Annotated in this window: 12 protein-coding genes and 2 pseudogenes; 4 read left to right on the top strand and 10 right to left on the bottom strand. The window is 60.9% G+C overall.

Translation table 11 applies throughout. The features are described from left to right. Positions 1 to 20: 20 nt before the first annotated feature. The 5 genes and pseudogenes from ACVWVY_RS42685 to ACVWVY_RS42665 all read right to left on the bottom strand — a co-directional run bounded on the left by ACVWVY_RS42685 (position 21) and on the right by ACVWVY_RS42665 (position 5,736). Positions 21 to 1,904, bottom strand: a complete 1,884-nt coding sequence (locus tag ACVWVY_RS42685) for a TRAP transporter large permease (protein ID WP_456632001.1) — start codon at positions 1,902 to 1,904, stop codon at positions 21 to 23. A gap of 5 nt (positions 1,905 to 1,909) precedes the next feature. Further along, positions 1,910 to 2,934 (bottom strand): annotated as a pseudogene (locus ACVWVY_RS42680) (TRAP transporter substrate-binding protein). A gap of 164 nt (positions 2,935 to 3,098) precedes the next feature. After that, positions 3,099 to 4,109 (bottom strand): transketolase family protein, encoded by a 1,011-nt coding sequence (locus tag ACVWVY_RS42675; RefSeq protein ID WP_456632000.1) that lies wholly within the window; start codon positions 4,107 to 4,109, stop codon positions 3,099 to 3,101. Beyond that, positions 4,106 to 4,954: a transketolase gene (locus ACVWVY_RS42670; RefSeq protein ID WP_456631999.1), complete on the bottom strand. Its 849-nt coding sequence runs from the start codon at positions 4,952 to 4,954 to the stop codon at positions 4,106 to 4,108. The genes ACVWVY_RS42675 and ACVWVY_RS42670 overlap by 4 nt, the downstream gene beginning before the upstream one ends. Positions 4,955 to 4,974: 20 nt before the next feature. Further along, complete coding sequence (locus ACVWVY_RS42665) at positions 4,975 to 5,736, bottom strand: SDR family NAD(P)-dependent oxidoreductase (protein WP_456631998.1); 762 nt, start codon at positions 5,734 to 5,736, stop codon at positions 4,975 to 4,977. Positions 5,737 to 5,874: 138 nt separating this feature from the next. On the opposite strand from ACVWVY_RS42665, the gene ACVWVY_RS42660 reads away from it, so the two are divergent. Continuing rightward, entirely contained in the window at positions 5,875 to 6,765 is an 891-nt protein-coding gene (locus ACVWVY_RS42660) for a LysR substrate-binding domain-containing protein (protein ID WP_456632470.1), read from the top strand. A 666-nt stretch (positions 6,766 to 7,431) separates the two neighbouring features. On the opposite strand, the gene ACVWVY_RS42655 is transcribed toward ACVWVY_RS42660, so the two are convergent. Continuing rightward, complete coding sequence (locus ACVWVY_RS42655; protein WP_456631997.1) at positions 7,432 to 7,698, bottom strand: helix-turn-helix domain-containing protein; 267 nt, start codon at positions 7,696 to 7,698, stop codon at positions 7,432 to 7,434. A 131-nt stretch (positions 7,699 to 7,829) separates the two neighbouring features. After that, a complete protein-coding gene (locus ACVWVY_RS42650; RefSeq protein ID WP_456631996.1) occupies positions 7,830 to 8,093 on the bottom strand; it encodes a hypothetical protein in 264 nt (87 codons plus the stop codon). Between the two features lie 663 nt (positions 8,094 to 8,756). On the opposite strand from ACVWVY_RS42650, the gene ltrA reads away from it, so the two are divergent. After that, entirely contained in the window at positions 8,757 to 10,094 is a 1,338-nt protein-coding gene (gene ltrA / locus ACVWVY_RS42645; RefSeq protein ID WP_456632469.1) for a group II intron reverse transcriptase/maturase, read from the top strand. Positions 10,095 to 10,233: 139 nt separating this feature from the next. Here ltrA and ACVWVY_RS42640 read toward each other — a convergent pair whose 3' ends face one another. The 3 genes from ACVWVY_RS42640 to traA all read right to left on the bottom strand — a co-directional run bounded on the left by ACVWVY_RS42640 (position 10,234) and on the right by traA (position 14,989). Next, positions 10,234 to 10,443, bottom strand: coding sequence for a helix-turn-helix transcriptional regulator (locus tag ACVWVY_RS42640; RefSeq protein ID WP_456632468.1), 210 nt, complete (start codon positions 10,441 to 10,443; stop codon positions 10,234 to 10,236). A gap of 260 nt (positions 10,444 to 10,703) precedes the next feature. Next, complete coding sequence (locus ACVWVY_RS42635) at positions 10,704 to 11,756, bottom strand: IS110 family RNA-guided transposase (RefSeq protein ID WP_456632467.1); 1,053 nt, start codon at positions 11,754 to 11,756, stop codon at positions 10,704 to 10,706. A gap of 269 nt (positions 11,757 to 12,025) precedes the next feature. After that, positions 12,026 to 14,989 (bottom strand): Ti-type conjugative transfer relaxase TraA, encoded by a 2,964-nt coding sequence (gene traA, locus ACVWVY_RS42630; RefSeq protein WP_456631995.1) that lies wholly within the window; start codon positions 14,987 to 14,989, stop codon positions 12,026 to 12,028. Between the two features lie 171 nt (positions 14,990 to 15,160). Here traA and ACVWVY_RS42625 point away from each other — a divergent pair. Together ACVWVY_RS42625 and ACVWVY_RS42620 are read left to right on the top strand one after the other, a co-directional pair. Continuing rightward, positions 15,161 to 15,486, top strand: a pseudogene (locus tag ACVWVY_RS42625) (conjugal transfer protein TraD). 1 nt (position 15,487) lies between these two features. Next, positions 15,488 to 15,757, top strand: a complete 270-nt coding sequence (locus ACVWVY_RS42620; RefSeq protein ID WP_456631994.1) for a conjugal transfer protein TraD — start codon at positions 15,488 to 15,490, stop codon at positions 15,755 to 15,757. Positions 15,758 to 15,780 lie beyond the last annotated feature (23 nt).

The raw sequence follows: 15,780 nt of genomic DNA, 5'->3' as shown, positions 1-15,780 counted from the left end.
CCCGCATTCCGACGCAAGGTTTATAGAAAGCCGATGGAGATCCACGGCACGGCCGCTACGATCAGCGTACCAATCAGCAAGGCTACAATGTAGCCAACGATCGGTCCCATGCCTTCGTCGGGATGAATCCGACTGATGGCGCAAGCCGCGTAGTAACCGACTCCAAAGGGCGGGGCGAAAAGACCAATTCCCATCGCCAGAACGACGACCATTGCGTAGTGGACTTCATGCACGCCGACTTGGCGCGCAATTGGGAAAAGTAGGGGGCCGAAGAGCACGATGGCGGGAATGCCTTCGAGTACGCTCCCTAGGATGACAAACGCGATGATGGTGACGATTAGAAATACCGGCACACCACCCGGCAATGCCGTCATGAACGTCGCAAGCGAAGCCGAGAAGCCGGACTGGGTTAGGGCCCAAGCCATCCCTGTTGCCGCACCGATGATAAATAGGATCGCACCGGATAGAGCCGCGGTCTCAACTAACATTGGATAGAGGCGACGCCAGTCAAATTGGCGATAAATGAGGAGCCCAGCCAGAATGGAATATACGATTCCTATCGTCGAGACCTCGGTAGCAGTTGCGACCCCTTCGACAACCGCGGCGCGGATCACAAAGGGAAGGGCAATAGCAGGAATCGCAATCAGGAACGCACGACCGATTTCTCGTCTCGTCGCCCGTTGAACGTGCGACAAGTCTTCCCTACGATATCGCCACCACACCACCGCACAGAGCCCGATTGCCAGCACGATAGCTGGTAGTAGTCCGCCAGTGAACAGCGCCGCAATCGACACGCCCGTTACCGATCCGATCGTGATCAGCACCAGGGAAGGTGGGATAGTCTCAGTTTGAGCGCCGGTGGCTGCCAGAAGCGCCACTAAATCACCAGGTTTCGCGCCGCGCTTTGTCATTTCGGGAAAAAGCACGGGCGCTACTGCCGCCATGTCAGCCGCCTTCGATCCCGAGATACCCGAAACCAGATACATCGCGCCGACCAGCACATAGTGGAGGCCGCCCCGGACGTGTCCGAGCAGGCTGGCAAGGAAGCCGACCATGGCGCGGGCCATACCCGTCATTTCGATCAACAAGCCGAGGAACACGAACAGCGGCACCGCAAGCAGGATGAGATGGCTCATGCCTTCATCCATTCGGCCAATGACGACCACGTCGGGCGTGCTGGTGGTGAGTGTTATATAGCCGACGGTCGCAAGGCCGAACGCGAAGGCAATCGGTACTGCGGCAAAAACCATAGCGCCGACGATGAATACAAAGAAGATCAGCAAGTTGAGATTGCCGAGCGGCTTCAACACTGGTGCTAGTAGCGCGAGAATCGCGACCAGCACTCCCACGACAGCGACAGCCGCCACAAGGTGCTTGACGTTGGCTGTGGCTGCCAGCCGCAGGGTCGCGACGATCAGCATCAAGCCGATGCCGACTGGAAGCGCGGCGGCGCGCCAAGTGTTGACAATTCCCAGAGCGGGAGTGGTGACAAACACTTCGTCGGCCGCGAACTCGTACGCCGGGTGAATGACCAAAAGCAGGAATGCCAACGATGCCGCCGTCGCGAAGACGTCGAGGAACAACCGGCCTTCCGGGCGGATCATGCCAACGATCGCCGTCATCCGCATATGTTCGGCTCGCTGGAAAGCGACAACTGATCCCAGCATCGCGAGCCATAGGAACAGAATGCCGGCGAGTTCGTCCGACCAGACAATCGGCGCGTGGAGTACGTAGCGGGAAATAATGCCCACAAAAAGGACGATCACCTCCGCAACGACCAGTAGCGCGGCAGGAACCGCGACAACGGGTTTGAGAGCTTTGTTCAGGCCAACGACAACTTTGCGCCATCCGGAAGCCGGTCCCGGAAGGAGGAGTGTCGCTCCGTCTATGTGTCCATGTTCCATGACGCTCACCCTAGTTTGCCAGCGGCTTTCTCAAGTTGAACCAGGCTTCTTCGCCAAACTTGGCTTTCCAGTCGGCATAGAAGCTCGTCTTCGCCAGCGCTTGGCGGAAGACGGATCGGTCGACCTCAAGGAATTGCATCCCCTTGGCAGTCAAATCCGTACGCAGGGAATCGCTGAGCTTTGCGATGTCGGATCGCTCATCGTTGGCCGAACGATCAAATTCACGCGTGACGATCGCCTGCACGTCTTGCGGAAGCTTCTGGAAGGCGCGCTTGTTTCCGAGGATCCAGTAATTGTCCCAGACATGGCCGGTCAGGCTGCAGGTCTTCTGCACCTCATACAGGCGCGCCGTCGCAATGATCGGAAGGGGATTTTCCTGACCGTCGACGACCTTGGTCTGCAGCGCAGAATAGACCTCGTTGAAGTTGATCGGTGCCGGACCTGCTCCAAGGGCAAGGAACAAGGATGTCAAATTCGGCGCAGCCGGTACCCTGAGCTTGAACCCCTTGAGGTCCTCCGGCGTCCTGATCTCCCGACCCGACGACGTGATGTGGCGGAAGCCGTTGTCCCAGGGTTTGGAGAGCGTCATGATCGGCGTCTTTGCGATCTGCGCACGGATGTACGCGCCGAGATCGCCATCCATGGCCTTCCACACCGCATCATAGTTGGGGAAAAGGAAGCCCAGATTTGCGATGCCAGCGGCAGGCACGAGCGTGGCCAGGATCAAAGAGGACAGGTTGAAGAATTCGACGCTTCCGTTCCGGACCTGAGTTAAGAGATCGGTGTCCGATCCGAGCTGATTGGCCGGAAAGAGGTTGATTTCCAGGCGCCCACTCGTCGCCTCCCGGATGCGATCCGCTGCTTCCTTGGCACGAATATTGACGGGATGGGTCGGATCCTGCCCGGTGGCGAGCTTGTAGGTGAACTCTGCCGCCGCAGCGGGGCGAGTGAGTATGGCGCACAACGGAACGGCGGCGCCGGCCAAGAGCAACTTGCGACGAGTGACGGCAATCGATTTGGGTTGGGTCATTGCTTCCTCCTTGTTGGTGCGAAGTGGGTCTGTTGATCGGCAGCGACACTTGACTGCAGCTCGCGCTGGCTCTCGGACGCGGGCATCGGGCAGCAGTCATCGTTCTCCGCGGCGATGCCGCGAAGCGACGTTTCTTCAATCCAACTTGACAAATGGCGGTGCGCCTAGCGCAGCCACCCCTTGATCTGCCGTGCTACTTCGGCAGTCGAAATGCCGTAGCGGTCATGCAGCGTGGGAAGGGCCCCCGCAGCAAGAAATTCATCGGGCAATGCGATCTGATGGAAGACCGGATGGACGCCGGAACGCATCAACAAGGCCGCAACCGCCTCTCCGAGGCCGCCGATGACGGTGTGGTTCTCGGCGACGACAACGAGACGACCGGGCTTGGCCGCTTCGCGGAGGATCGCTTCGTTATCGAGCGGCTTGATCGTCGGAACGTGCAGCACGGCTGCGTCCACTCCGTCGCCCGCAAGCTCTTTTGCGGCTTCCAGCGCGCGCATGGTCATGATGCCGGAGGAGATGATCAGAACCTCCCGACCATCGCGGAGCAGAGACGCCTTGCCGAGCTCAAAGCGGTAGTTGTACTCGTCCAGTACAAGCGGCACCTGGCCGCGCAACAATCGCATATACACCGGGCCCTGATGGGCGGCGATGGCCGGAACGATCTGTTCAATCTCGTGAGCGTCGCAAGGATCGATCACCGTCATGTTCGGCATGGCGCGGAACAGAGCGAGGTCTTCGGCCGCTTGGTGGCTCGGGCCATAACCGGAAGTGAGGCCGGGTAAGGCGCAGACGATCCTCACGTTGCGGTCCTCTTCCGCGATCGTCTGGTGGATGAAATCGTAGGCACGTCGCGACGCGAACACTGCATAAGTCGTTGCGAAAGGCATGAAGCCTTCGGCCGCCAGGCCCGAGGCTGCACCGAAGAGCAGTTGCTCCGCCATGCCCATCTGGTAGTAGCGATCCGGAAACTGTTTCGCGAAAATATGCAGGTCCGTGTACTTGCCGAGATCGGCCGTGAGTCCGACAACTTCGGGCCGGTTCCGGGCCAGTTCGACGAGCGCGTGACCGAACGGCGCCGGCTTCGTCCTTTGGCCTTCAGACGCGATCGACGCGATCATTGCAGAGGTGGTGAGCCGCGGTTTCCCTGATGTAGCTGAGCTTGCCGACTTCATGACTTCTCTCCCGCATCGAGTTCTGCCAGCGCGAGCTGCCATTCGTGCGGCTCGACCCGGATGAAATGGTTCTTCTCGCGCTGCTCAAGGAACGGAACTCCTTTTCCCATGAACGTGTCAGCGACGATTACGCGCGGCTGTGGTCCCGTATGCGAACGCGCCGCGTCGAAGGCTGCCACGACGGCATCCAGATCGTTGCCGTCGACCCGGCGCACGAACCAGCCAAACGCTTCAAGCTTGTCAACCAATGGCTCGAACCCCATCATCTGCTTCGAGGGCCCATCGGCCTGCTGGTTGTTGACGTCGATGACCGCGATCAGATTGTCGAGCTTGTGGTGCGCCGCCGACATCATCGCTTCCCATTTTGAGCCCTCGTCGAGCTCACCATCCGAGAATAGGGTGTAAACGCGACTGTCGGAACCCTTGCGCTTCAGCCCAAGGCCCATGCCAACGGCAATGCTCAATCCCAAACCAAGAGAGCCTCCGGACATCTCCATGCCAGGCGTATAGGAGGCCATGCCCGACATCGGGAGACGACTTTCGTCAAAACCGTAGGTCTCAAGCTCCGCCTCGGGAACGATCCCCGCCTCGATCAGCGCGGCATAGAGCGCGATTGCATAGTGACCATTTGAAAGGAGGAACCGGTCACGCTCTTCCCAGGCCGGGTCTTCGGGACGGAAGCGCATTGCGTGAAAATAGGCGACGGCCAACACGTCAGCGATATCGAGCGCCTGCGCAATGTAACCTTGGCCCTGAACCTCGCCCATGCGCAGCGCATTGCGGCGAATGTTGCGGGCGCGCTGCGCGAGCGTAGGCGCGTTAGCGAGTGTATTCACATTGTTCATATTACTCTTCCTCGCTTGGTTCAGTGAATGAGCATGCCGCCGTTGACATCGATCACGGCACCGGTGACGTAGGCGGACAGGTCTGATGCGAGGAATGTGTAGATTCCTGCGACGTCCGTGGCTTCGCCGAGCCGTCCGAGCGGAATGCCTTCGAGGATTTTTGTCCTCATTTCGTCCGTGAGCTTTCCGGATGTGATGTCCGTACCGATCAAACCCGGAGTAACGCAGTTGACGCGGATTCCGTCGGAGCCAAATTCGCGCGCCATGGCCTTGGCAAGTCCGAGCACGCCGGCCTTTGCTGCGGAATAGTGCGGTCCACCAAAAATGCCGCCGCCGCGCTGCGCGGAGACCGACGACATACATGCGATCGATCCGGCCTTACGCTTTTGCATATGCGGAATCACCGCTTGCGACAGAAACAATATGCCCTTGAGGTTCACATCCTGGATGCGATCCCAGTCGCCGGGCTTGATGTCGAGGAATTTGACCGGCTGGGTAATGCCGGCGTTGTTGATCAGGATGTCGATCTGACCGAAGGCCGCGATAACGGTTTCAACGGCCTTGGCGCAAGCGTTATGGTCGGCGACGTTGCACGCAACTCCGATATGGAGCCCGCCCCCAATCTCCTTAAGCCCCTCGGCGGTGGCGTGCGCCGCGGTGCCGTCAATATCAAGAATCGCAACGCGTGCGCCTTCCTCCGCAAACCGCTTGGCGGTTGCGAGGCCGATGCCGCGAGGCGAGGCCGCACCCGTAATAATTGCCGTCTTGCCGCGAAGCAGCATTTCTTCCTCCCTGAGCCTGGTTTTGCTGGCGCCGCATGAGCAACCAACCTTCTTGACCGTAGGTGGTACGCTCAGGGTGTTTCCCGGACAAACGCGCAGTTGTCTTGGATATGTGAATCTGGTTCACTCATGGGCATGCTGCTGTCGAGCATCCCAATCTCGGGTATTCGAGCTTTCGAAGCGGCCGCGCGCACTGGCTCGTTCAGCGACGCGGCAGACGAACTGCATTTGACGCCTAGCGCGGTCAGCCATGCCATCCGCAAGCTGGAAAGCACAATGAGCACCACTCTGTTCGAGCGGAGTGCGCGTTCCGTCCGGCTGACGCCTGCAGGCGAGAACCTGATGCGTCATGCTGGTGCCGCTTTTGACTATCTACGGCGCGGCATCGAAGAGGTTTCGGGTCGAGGTCCGCAGCTTTTGAGGGTGCATTGTGCACCAAGCTTTGCAGCCCAGTGGCTCGCCCCACGGCTGACGAAGTTCTTCGCTGCCGAACCTCAGCTTGAGGTGCGGCTCGCCGCCAATACTGAATACGCACGTTTCACCAATGACGATTTCGATCTCGACATCGTTTACGGCCAGCCGCGTGGTGAGGGTGTTGATGTGATCCCGCTCGGCGAAGAGACCGTTACGCCGCTTTGCGTCCCTCAAATCGCAAAAAAAATTCGTAAGCCAAAGGATCTCTTGAACCACGTGCTCATCCGCTCTGACGTGAAACAAGTGCAATGGCATCAATGGTTCACCGCGAACGGACTTGAACCGCCTACCATTCATGGAATGCGCTTCGATCGCAGCTTTCTCGCGATAGCTATGGCATGTGGTGGAGTCGGCATAACCTTGGAATCAACCCGCTTGGCCGAACGTGAAATAGAATCTCGCCGTTTGGTGGCACCTCTGGCCGGTCGCTCTACCGATATCCGCTATGTTGGGCACCATCTCGTCTTTCCTCGCGCCGGGCGTCAACGTCGCGCCCTCCGCACCTTCGTGGATTGGATCACGTCGGAGCTCGCGCAGACGGACAACAAGGGTTAGTTGGAGTTGAGCGCCCGCTTCTGCTGGTACACTGCGTTCGCATTGTCCGATGCGTCAGGATTTTCGCCAGATCGAACGTGCGGAGATAGTTTGAGGGTCGTAAAGCAGACCAATGCGCGATGATGGAATTCTGCCGCTGATTTGCCCGACGTGTCAAAATGTTTTCGCGGCGTTCGCTCAGGGCATCGACCACATTGCTACTTTGCATGGGGTTGTTTTCGATATTTTGGTTGGAAGCGGGAGCTGCGTTGGCTTGCGGCTGGGAAGCGGGGCTTGCCGATCCGTAGGTCGCGGCCGCGCCCGCCTTCGCCCAACGGGGCTTCGGCGCGGCAGCCTTTACTCGCTTCGCGAGCGAAGGCTGGTGGGCCCGGCAGCCGCCATATGAAGCTGCTTTTCTTGAGGGGTTTCTTGGTCTTATCAAAATGTTGATTTAACGAGTACCAACAAAGATACCAACAAAGTTGCTAAGGGGAAGAAGATCGGTCCGCCGCCCCTACGCGCAGTCGCCGGCGGCGCTCTGGTCGTCCATCGCGTCCGATCGAACTACGAAGGTAGCTCGATCGCTATCAGTCGGGAAAGTATTTTTTGAAGTTGGTCCGGCACGAGCAGCTCGATTGTCAGTGCCACGGCGGGCCGTAGGTCAATCTTGCATTTCGGCGCTAGTATCTAGCGAGGCCCGTGATTGACCTGGCTCTCATCCGATTCGCTCAGGTGCCGAAGCCGTGCCATAAACGCGGCAAGGTCGGCAGCGTAAAATAACGTCTTCTTGCCGAACTTGACGCGTTTGAGGTCACCTCGTTTGACCGCTGCGTACAGCGCAGTGCGGCCGATACTGAGCAACTCAAGTGTCTCGCTGACCGCGTACGCTACTTTCGTAAAGCCGAGGGCCGAAGGGTCGATCGGATTAACTCCGGTGGTCTTATAGTTGTCCACACTCGACACTGCCTTGTTCGGCGAAACGTGGTCACGGGATTTGCGAGGGTGAGCCATGGTACACATTGTGTCACGCGTCTTGGCGTAAATGAACAGCCCAAGTCAGCGCTGCGCTACGCTATGGCGTCCCCTCAGTGGGCGGTGAGACTGTCCTGTTTGGCCTCAAGCTCGGTCAGCCGGTCAGCCGGTCGGACAGGGCGCGGTGCTAACCGCGTTGCTCGATGACGAGCACGATCTCCGCGAAGGGCTTTCGCGGCTTCGGCAAGCTGGTGGCGAGCCGATTCCAATGAGCTTCGGCGCTGGCCGTTGAGCCGATTGGTTTCCTGCGTATAGGTGCGCATGGCCTCGGCGGCGATCTCCGGCGTCATCATGCGCTCGCGCAGCCCGGTAAGCACGCGGCTTTCAGAGCCTTTCGGTCCACGGGCGGGCGTTGTCGCAGCCGTTGCCAAGCACATGGTTGGTGCATAGCAGTCCAGATTGGGAGCGCTGTGCGCCCCCAATCCGCCTTTGTCTGCTTGGAGAGCCCAAACCGGGGTGGCATCAGGCCGTCAAGGCCGAAGCCGCGAAGCGGGGGCGCGAGAGCGCCAGCCTGTGTGTCGGACATGTCCGACAGCTTGGGGGTGAAAGTCCCCTGTGTAACCTGATGGAGGTGAAGCACTAGCGAAGCGCAAGGGCGGAACCGCGAGGGACCGTCTGAAGGAAGCGTGGAGCAAAGTCGCGACCCGACGAACAGAAATCGGATACGAGGCAGCACTGGTCGGACGAGCGGGCAGGCATTCGCGAAGTCCATCTCCATCAATGGCCAGAGTTGTAAATCCGGCGGGTGTGCGATGAAGGCTGTCGGACTTACTCCGAGAGATCTGCATCGTGTCCTTCGGGACTGAGGACGCCGCAAGGTGTTCTGACCACGATGCAGAAGTCAGCAGAGGGCGTATTAGGCCGGCTCGCCGGCTGAAGGCCCGAACGGTCCCCGATGAGGGGTTGAAGGAAAGGGCAAGTAGATCGGACGTCTCATGACCGGATCGCGACCGCCATACCAACTTGAGGTGGACTTGCCGATGCCCGCGCGGGGTGAAGCCCAGCGTCGGGACGCGCAAGAGGTCGAAACGATCGTGGCGACGGCCGAACCCAAAAGCCCGGCATCCACAGAACATCTTATGGAGGCGATCTGTGACCCAGACAATATAGAAGCTGCGTTGGATGCGGTGGTGCGCAACAAGGGAGCGCCCGGCATTGATGGTATCACCGTCAAACAACTGCCGGCCATTCTCAAAGCGCGCTGGCCGGAGATCGAAGATCAACTACTGCAGGGGCGCTACCAGCCGCAACCGGTGCGTCGGGTGAGAATCCCGAAGCCGGACGGCGGGACGCGCAATCTCGGCATTCCAACCGTCATTGATCGTGTGATCCAGCAGGCAATCCTGCTGCGGCTTCAGCCGCTGTGGGACCCAACATTCAGCGAGCATAGCTACGGCTTCCGGCCGGGTCGCTCCGCTCACCAAGCGGTGGCGCAGGCGCAAGCCTATATCATCGAAGGCTATCGGTTCGTCGTGGATATTGACCTGGCCAAATTCTTCGACCGAGTCAATCACGACCGGCTGATGGCCGCGGTGGCGGCGCGCGTCACGGACCGGCGGCTGCTCCGGCTCATCCGGAGCTACTTGACGGCTGGTGTGCTCGACAACGGGTTGTTTGAGGACAGCCGGGAGGGGACCCCGCAAGGCGGCCCACTCTCGCCGTTGCTCTCGAATCTCGTGCTGGATGAATTGGATCGCGAGCTTAAGCGTCGCGGCCAACGGTTCGTGCGTTATGCGGATGACTGTAACATCTACGTGCGCAGCGAAAAGGCCGGCCGGCGGGTCATGGAGAGCCTGACCCGCTACATCGAACGGCGCCTCAAGCTTCAGATCAACGCGGAGAAGAGTGCCGTTGCCCGACCGTGGCACCGGACGTTCCTCGGATTTACGGTGAGGAACGAACCGGAGTTCCGGCGCTGCATCGCCGACAAGGCCATCATCCGGTTCAAGCACCGGGTGCGTGAGCTAACGCGGCGACATCGGGGCATCACCTTGGAGCGGATGATCCGCGAGCTGGTCTCATACCTGCGGGGATGGGCTGGCTACTTCGGCTTCAGCCAGTGGCGTGAGTTGCAATCCCTCGATAGCTGGATTCGGCGGCGCATTCGTTGCGTCGTCTGGGTCCAGTGGAAGACGCGTGGCAGGCGATATCATGAACTCCGGCGCCTCGGAGTACCCGGGCCCGCGGCCAGCGAGGCCGTCTTCAGCCCAAAGGGACCGTGGCGAATGAGCTTCACGAACGCAATGCACCGCGCCTTCACCAACGCGCGCTTCAAACGGCTGGGTTTGCTTCCCATGGAAAAGCTGGTGGACGCTTAATCCGCCGAACCGCCGTGGTACGGACCCGTATGCCCGGTGGTGTGGGAGGGGCGGCATCGCGAGATGCCCCCCTATCCCGATTTACGGCCTGACGCCGGTCCGGTTCACTGCTGTCAGCAGCAATCCACCAGAGGCCTCATCAGACCGCATCGAACTCGCGCTTCGGGCGCCATGCGACGGGATTGGCAATCCAGCGGTTGATGTCAGACTCATGCCAGCCGCTCCCGTTGACGCTGATCCTGATCTGCGGCGGGAACGTGCCCTCGGCGATCTTGCGGTAGATAGTGGACCGGGACAGCCCGGTCCGTGCAAGAACGGTTTTCAGGCGGATGATACGGTCTTCTCTAATCGGCGTGTTGCGGTCAAGCACTTCCGAGCCTCCCACTTGGGTGACGTCCGACGTCTTTTCGCGGCCCGCGCTTCTCTCCGGGATCGGCATGAAGCCCTCCCATTATGGGGTCCAGTAGAATGATGTGGTCCAAATCTGGTTCGCATCCTGATGATGGCTCACCGGAGATAAGACCGTATGCGAACTCACATCATTCATCGTCCGCGAAGGACGTCTTCCACCTCTCGGCGGAACTCTAAACTCTTTGTCTGCTGGTCGCGTTATGCAGTCGCGCCCGTCGTTGTTGGCCTTGTCTCCCGCGTCCAACGGAACTCCGAGCCGTCGACCCACATCCGATGCAGGACCACCGCAAGCCTGCGCGCCAATGCAACGATAGCTTTTTTGGCCCCATGTCGTTTGGCGACATTCATCGCCCACGCTTTCAGCCACGACCATTTCTTGACGCGTATCAGCAGTACCTGCGCCGCTTCATAAAGAAGCCCCCGCAGCATGCCATCGCCGCACAACGAGACATGACCTATTCGTCTGCTCTCGCCCGACTGGTTGAGTACGGGCGTCAGCCCCAATACAGCGCCCACCGCTCGCGAATGGCGAAAGCGGGACGGAATGTCGATCGTCGAGGTATAGGCGAGCGCGACAATCGGTCCGACTCCGGGCACCGTCATCAACTGACGGCAGACCGGATCGACCCTGGCCTCGTCACGGACCTTGCGGTCCAGTTTGGCGAACTCCTCGCGTAGCTTTTGTCTGGCAGCGAGCAGCGGCTTGATGATTTCCGCCAGATCGGGAGCTGCTTCAACGAGTTCGCGTATCCGCTCATCGAACTTGAATGCTCTAATCGTGCCGACCTTCAGCCCAAAGTTGCGCAAAAGCCCACGCATATCGTTCTCCATGGCGATAGCCTTTTCCTGCAACAGCTTGCGGGCCGTCAGCAAGGCGCGGCGCTTCTGGCTCGTAAGCGTCTTCACATGCACGTCCTTGAACAGACCGACCCGCATCATGTGAGCAATGCCGCGCGCATCGTTGCGATCGCTCTTGTTTGGCTGCTGAGCCTTCAAGAACGCTTTTGTGTGCCGTGTCTCGATACAGAGCACCGCGAATCCCGCCTTCGCCAGCCCCTCGAACAGCCATTGAGACAGCGGCCCCGCTTCGAGCCCGACCCGTTCAAAGTTGAATGCGGGGTCGCTCAGGACAGCGACCAGATCGTCTGGGTGGGATATCACCTTCTTTTCCCGGCAGACATTTCCGCTTTCATCGACAATGCACACGCTCGTTTCTTTGACAGAGACGTCGAGACCCGCATAATACTTCATGCTGCGCTTCACCTTTCTGATGCTTGTGGCTGTTTCGTTCAGACCACGTTTTATCATCAGCCTGAAGTGCAGCACCTTCCTTCCTTTCCGGTCGGCGAAGATGGGGCACGAAGCCGATTACCCCATCTGGTTCGCGCATGGCCGAGCTGCCTCCTGCTGGCTGTTTCTGACGGCTTCTGAGACCAGACAGGACAAGCGGTTGCAGGCAAGCAAGAGGATGGTTTGACTCGTCGCAGCGTAGCGAATGAGTCGGCGGCAAATCGGATAGGTCAAATTCCGATGCCCAGGCCTCTGCCGATGTCGATGCCATGGGTGAAGGCCAGTTCCTGGCCGAGTCGGCGACCTGATTCAAACGCGATGCCAAGTTCCTGCTTGCGGTTGGCGAGGACGGATTCCAGTTGCGGATCGCGTTCGAGACTTTTGGCCATGTCACCCATGGTGGAGCGCGTCGCCTTGTAGCCGGACATGTCGCCCGCCTGATACTGACGCCGGCTGGTGTGGTCGAGCTTCTGCCAGCGTTCCACGAAACGGTCGGCGCGGCGGCTCGGATCGGTCCGCAACTCGGTTTCGAGTTGGAGGGCGCGGATGGCGCGGGCGGGGTTGCCCGAAGCGGATTCTAGGGCGAGTTCCGGGTTCTTCTTGTAGGCGGCTTCGGCGTCGTGCGAGCCATAGGGCCGCACCGCCTCGAAGACCTTGCGGGCCTCCTGCAATTCCTTCACCTGCTCGGGGCTGGCCTTGCCGCCCCGCTCCCGCATATCGAAGATCGCATCCACGGCTCGGGCATGGCGGACGAGCGCCTCGGTGCGGACCTTACGCAGCGCCGCTTCCGGGTCTTTCGCCGCCATCCTTTCCGGCGCTTCCCGTTCCGGCCTCCGCGCGTCGTCCGGGCCAGGCGCAGCGTCGGCAGACGGGCGTAGGCCGTCGAACATGCTGCGCACCCTCTCCGGCACGACCTTGCGCACGATCTCGGCCACGCGCTCGCGGAAGCTGATCCCGCGCCGCTCGGCATAGCCTTGCGCCGGATCGCGCTGCACGTAGTCCGAGGCCATGTCCTTGGCCCGGTCGCGCGACAGGGCGCGGGCGAGCCTATCCCGATTTACGAAATCGTCGCGGCCATAGTGCAGGTCCATGCCGTCACGGTGCCGCGATAGGGCGACATAGCTGGCGTGGGCATCCATCCCCGGCGTCGCCAGCACATGGGTGCGATCCACCGTCATGCCCTGCGCCTTGTGAATGGTCGCGGCATAGCCATGGTCGATACGGTTATAATCCTTTAGGTCAAAGGTGACGCTGCGCCTGTCATCTGTGCGCACCGACATGGCTTGCGGGCTGATCTGTTCGATGGTGCCAAGCGTTCCGTTCTTCACGTCGAGACCGCGCTCATTTTGCAGGAACATGACGCGATCCCCGCTGGCAAAGTTGCGCGCGCCGCGTTCGACGGTGACGTGTACCTCATCGCCAAGGCTTCCGGCTTCCCGCATCTTTTCGCGCGCTGTCTCGTTGAGCGCTCGCACCTCGTCATTGGTGTGGGTGAGGATGATGCGGCTCTTATCCGGTGACGCCTTCCGCTCGCGGTCCCAGCGATCGATCAGATCGCCGCGCGCCTGCTCTCGGGTCTGCGCGTCGTGCACCATGCCATGGGAGCGGTAGGCCTCAAGCGCATCGCCGTTCCTGCCGGTCGCCAGATCGCGCGTGGCATCGCGCTGCCAGTCCTCCCGCTGGCGGCGTACCTCCCCGATTTCCGCACCGCCATGACGCTCGTGAATTGAGCGGAACGCCGCGCCGGCCTCTATCGCTTGCAACTGCCTGATATCGCCGACCAGCACAATTTTCGCACCGGCTTCGGCAGCATGAGACAGCACACGCTCCAACTGGCGCGTGCCGACCATGCCGGCCTCGTCGATCACCAGAACATCGCGCGCGGTGAGTAGGTCGCGGCCCTGTCCCCAGCCATGCTCCATGCTGGCGATGGTCCGCGACGCGATGCCCGATCCGCTTTCGAGGTTTTCCGCCGCGATGCCGGAAAGTGCCACGCCCCGGACCTCATAGCCCGTCGCTTCCCAGGCCTCCCGCGCCACGAACAGCATCGCGCTCTTTCCCGTCCCGGCATGGCCGACCACGATCCCAAGATCGCGACCGTCCGTGACATGCGCCAGCGCGTCGACCTGCTCGCCCGATAGCACAAGGCCGCTCTGTTCAGCTCGCGCCAAAGCGGCTTCGCGGTCCGCGCCACGTACCTCATGGCGTTCCCGTTCTGCCATCAATTCGGCGGCGCGATGCAGGCGCTGCTCCACCTCGATCATCTGCCGGGTGGTGAAGCGATCTTCGCCGCGAGCGTCCTTGCCGAGTTCGACCAGATCGGGCGCTCCGCGCATCGCGCCCATGACCTGGTTGAACTGGTCGATCCCATCGCTGTGACGATGCGCGAAGACAGCCATATCCCGGGCCGTGAAGGTCGATTGCTGATGCGTGATCGCGTCCAGTCCAAGGGAAGGATCGGCAATGATCCGCGCGCCATTGCCGCGCGCGATCTCGCGGTGCATCTTGGCGCGGTCGGCCTCGGTCCCTTCGACCTCGATGCCCCGATCCTCGATGCGTTTGGCGGGCGCACCGATCTGGTTTTGCGGCTCCAGCGCGATGCCTTGCGTTTCGAGGCTGCGATGGTCGATGCGCGCGTCGATGTCGAGTTCGGCCAGCCGCTCATTGGCAAGTTCGGCCCAGCGTTCACGCCAGCGCGCAACCATCTCCGTGCGGTTCCAGTCTCGCACCTTCTGGCCAAAACCGTTCTCGTCCACCGCGCGCATGGTCAGCATGACATGGGCATGGGGTTTTGGCATGCCGTCCTCGGCCATGTCCCAATGCACATTGAGATCGGCGATCATGCCCCGGTCCACGAACTCAGCCTGCACGAAGTCGCGGGCCAGCTCGATCCCCTGAGCCTGGGTCATCTCGCGGGGAAGCGCGAATTCCACCTCGCGGGCAAGCTGCGCGTCTTTGCGGATTTCGAACGCCTCGACGTCATTCCACAACCGCTCGCGGTCGCTCCATGCCTCTGGCGCGTTCTCCGGCAACATCACCTCGGAATGAACGACGCCGCGCTTGCTGGAAAAGTCTTGGGCACGGTCGAGCCGCTCGTCGCGCAGCCGCGAGCCCGAGCGGTAGGCGGCCGATGCTACTGCGCTTGAGCCGGACTTGCGGCCAATGACCTTGACATGAAGATGATAGATCGCCATCGCGATCAGATCAGTGGCACGGCAGAGCGCACGTAGGAACGACGTATAAGCGCGCCCTCCCTCGAAAAATTCTCGGGCGGGATTACACCGTCTCAAACCGTCCCGGCGACCTTACAGCATTATGTCCGGGGCTCAACTATCATCCCCTCATCAACATTGCTGGAGAACGTGATGCGTAAGCCGCGGGATTTCGACGGGAAACTGAAAGCGCTTCAGGACAAGGCGCGTGACCTCAAGAGCCGCAAGTGCAGCAGCTCGGCGAATTGGTCATCGCCACCGGGGCAGATAGCCTCAGCGTCGATGAACTGGCAGGCGCGCTGATCGTGCTGACTGAGACCAAAGATGCTGGAAAGAGAGAGGCGTGGGGCAGGCGCGGAGCCGCGTTCTTTCAGAGCCGGGCGCGGCGAACTGCGCCGGCAGCTGAGCGCCACACTGGCGGCGCTAGGGCGCAACCGGGCGGCGCGCAACCGTCAACAGGCAGCAAGGGCGCGGCATGATATGCGCGCATGGCAAGTCGAGCGCCGCAGGCGCACGCGGCACCTGATTGAACTGGGCGGCCTCGTCGTCAAAGCTGGTGTGGTGGACCTGACCGGCGATGATCGCGCCATCATCCTCGGCGCGCTGCTCTGGATGGCAGACAGGCTCAAAAGCAATCACGGCGAACAGGCGCGGGTGCTCTGGGCCGCAAAGGGAAAGGGGGCATTCGCTGTGGAACGGGCGACAGATGCGTCCACCATCTCGCAGGAAATGCCACAGGATCGGGCATGACCGATGGCGGGCGGCGCGCAGAC

It is taken from the genome of Bradyrhizobium sp. URHC0002 (assembly GCF_054059515.1).
Note: the sequence above shows the minus strand (reverse complement) of the source record. Positions and strands in the feature narration are given on the sequence as shown.

Coding starts and splice junctions, on each gene's coding strand:
- ACVWVY_RS42675 (WP_456632000.1), bottom strand. CDS start 4,109: ATGAAGTCGGCAAGCTCAGCTACATCAGGGAAACCGCGGCTCACCACC.
- ACVWVY_RS42670 (WP_456631999.1), bottom strand. CDS start 4,954: ATGAACAATGTGAATACACTCGCTAACGCGCCTACGCTCGCGCAGCGC.
- traA (WP_456631995.1), bottom strand. CDS start 14,989: ATGGCGATCTATCATCTTCATGTCAAGGTCATTGGCCGCAAGTCCGGC.
- ACVWVY_RS42620 (WP_456631994.1), top strand. CDS start 15,488: ATGCGCGCATGGCAAGTCGAGCGCCGCAGGCGCACGCGGCACCTGATT.
- ACVWVY_RS42635 (WP_456632467.1), bottom strand. CDS start 11,756: ATGAAGTATTATGCGGGTCTCGACGTCTCTGTCAAAGAAACGAGCGTG.
- ACVWVY_RS42665 (WP_456631998.1), bottom strand. CDS start 5,736: ATGCTGCTTCGCGGCAAGACGGCAATTATTACGGGTGCGGCCTCGCCT.
- ltrA (WP_456632469.1), top strand. CDS start 8,757: ATGCCCGCGCGGGGTGAAGCCCAGCGTCGGGACGCGCAAGAGGTCGAA.
- ACVWVY_RS42685 (WP_456632001.1), bottom strand. CDS start 1,904: ATGGAACATGGACACATAGACGGAGCGACACTCCTCCTTCCGGGACCG.